3 protein-coding genes are annotated in these 2,108 nt (G+C 65.0%); all 3 read left to right on the top strand.

Annotated features, from left to right (window positions below):
• Positions 1 to 529: 529 nt before the first annotated feature.
• Entirely contained in the window at positions 530 to 733 is a 204-nt protein-coding gene (locus QZV72_RS13920) for a type II toxin-antitoxin system HicA family toxin (protein WP_297009264.1), read from the top strand.
• 5 nt (positions 734 to 738) lie between these two features.
• Positions 739 to 951: a hypothetical protein gene (locus QZV72_RS13915; protein ID WP_297009263.1), complete on the top strand. Its 213-nt coding sequence runs from the start codon at positions 739 to 741 to the stop codon at positions 949 to 951.
• A gap of 170 nt (positions 952 to 1,121) precedes the next feature.
• The coding region (locus QZV72_RS13910) for a DUF6079 family protein (RefSeq protein ID WP_297009262.1) at positions 1,122 to 2,108 on the top strand (987 nt) is incomplete at its 3' end.

Genomic DNA, 2,108 nt, shown 5'->3' with positions numbered 1-2,108 from the left:
GGCTCCGCGAGGACGGAGTGCCCTATGACGAGATGGGCATGGTCTTGCTCTGCGGTGACGATGCTGCCCCCAACCCCTACAATGACCTGTGACGAGGTTCCCATCCTGGTAGTTTCCTCCACTCGCTCGGATCCGCAGGATCACTGTGCATGACGGACTGCCTCTACCACGACCGTATCCCGGTGGAGGACGTCCCTGACAACGCGCCGGAGCCTGTCACCCGAGGCCGCAAGAGTAGCACCCCGTCCCCGTGGGGCTGTTCTTCCCCGGGCAGATCCGGTCGTGCCAGGCGCGCGGTCCAACCGAATCTGCCCGGCGTAGAACACGACCGGCCGCTGACCGGAGAAGCTCCACCCCTTACGCCCAACCCCTGGGTTGATCACCGATGTAGAGCCTGCGTCCGTCCCGCAGCACCTGCCAGATCGGAAGCGCAAATAAACAAGATAAATAAGTCCAGGTCAGAGCTGGTTAAACGCCGATCTGTTCCTTCTTGACACCTACGTTTTACGGGAGGGATGAAGTATCGGCTGTGACCAAGCCCTTGAAGTACCGCGATCTGGTTCAACGGCTTCATGCAGCCGGCTTCTCCCGCGCCCGGCAAGGCATAGGCGACCACGAGGTCTGGACCGCCCCGGGTCTCAACCGACCGGTCATCATCACCAGAACCAGAGAAGTGCCACCCGCCGTCACTCGCAACACCCTGAAAGCCATCGACACGGTCACGAAAGGATAGCCACCATGGACATCAGCAACCGCATCTCCGTGCACGCCCATAAGTGGTCGGACGGCTGGGACCTCCTCATTGACAACGACAACGCGACCTCCGTCCGGCACCTCTCCGACGCCGCCGACCAGGTCCGCGACTACCTGGACACCCTCGACCCGGACACCGATCATTCCGGAGCGCAGATCGACGTCATCCCGGTGGACCCCGACGCAGACACCAACTGACACCTCGCCGCACGCCTGGGCACCGCTCGCCACACCCCCAGCGCCGTCCCCTCCCCCGCAAAACAAGTGTGTTACCCTGCACACATACCGGCCCTGCCGTTGACCCTCCCCTCATCCGGAGCTGCCGATGACAGTGGCCTTTTCCTATGCACGAAGGATCACTGAACCACATGGGCAAGTTCACCCTCCCCGGCGCCACCACCGCCGCACCCACCCTCGGCGAGATCTTCGACATCCCCGAAACCGCCGGATACACCTTCGTCCTCAAGCTCTCGGACTCGGTCAGCGACCACGACAAGCTGAAGGCCACGATCGACAGCTACGTCATTACCGAGGAGATCGCCGGCAACCTCAACGCCGCCCTCGGCTACGTCGACCGGGCCCTCGCCACCGGCAACAACCAGGGCGTCTACCTCACCGGCTCCTTCGGCTCCGGTAAATCCCACTTCATGGCGGTCCTCTTCGCCCTGCTGGCCGCCGAACCCGCCACCCGCGACGTCGCCGAACTCCAGCCGCTCATCGCCGAGCACACCGGCGAAGGCAAATCCATCGGCCGCAACCTGCTGCAGCTCCCCTTCCACTTCCTGGACTCCACCTCCATCGAAGACACGATCTTCCGCGGCTACCTCAAACACCTCGAAGCCCTCCACCCCGAAGCCCCGCTGCCGGTCCTCCACGCCTTCGAGGGGCTGTTCGCCGATGCGGACTCCACCCGCGCCGCCATGGGCGATGCCGCCTTCTTCGACAGCCTCAACAAGGCCAAGATCGGGCCCACCGGGGTCCGCACGCCCGGTGCGTCCTCCCCCGCTGGTGGTGGCAACGCCGCAGACACCGGCGGCATCGACTTCGGAGCACTCATGGGCGCCGCCGGCGCAGACACCACGGGTGCCGCAGGCTCCACAGCCAACGACTGGACCGCGGCGTCCTACCAGGCGGCCAGGGCCACCACCGCGACCGAGACCCAGCGTCGCAACCTCTCCGCCGCGCTCACCGAAACCCTCTTCACCGCATACCGCACCCACTCCCAGTGGATCCCCCTGGCCGACGGGCTCGCCGAGATCGCCCGGCACGCCAAAACCCTCAACTACGAAGGCGTGGTCCTCTTCCTCGACGAGCTCATCCTCTGGCTGATGTTCATGCGCTCGGCCGAGGCCTTC

This window comes from uncultured Corynebacterium sp. (assembly GCF_902782855.1).
Lineage (GTDB): Bacteria > Actinomycetota > Actinomycetes > Mycobacteriales > Mycobacteriaceae > Corynebacterium.
The sequence above is the reverse complement of the archived record's forward strand: the minus strand, read 5'-3'. Positions and strand labels throughout refer to the sequence as shown.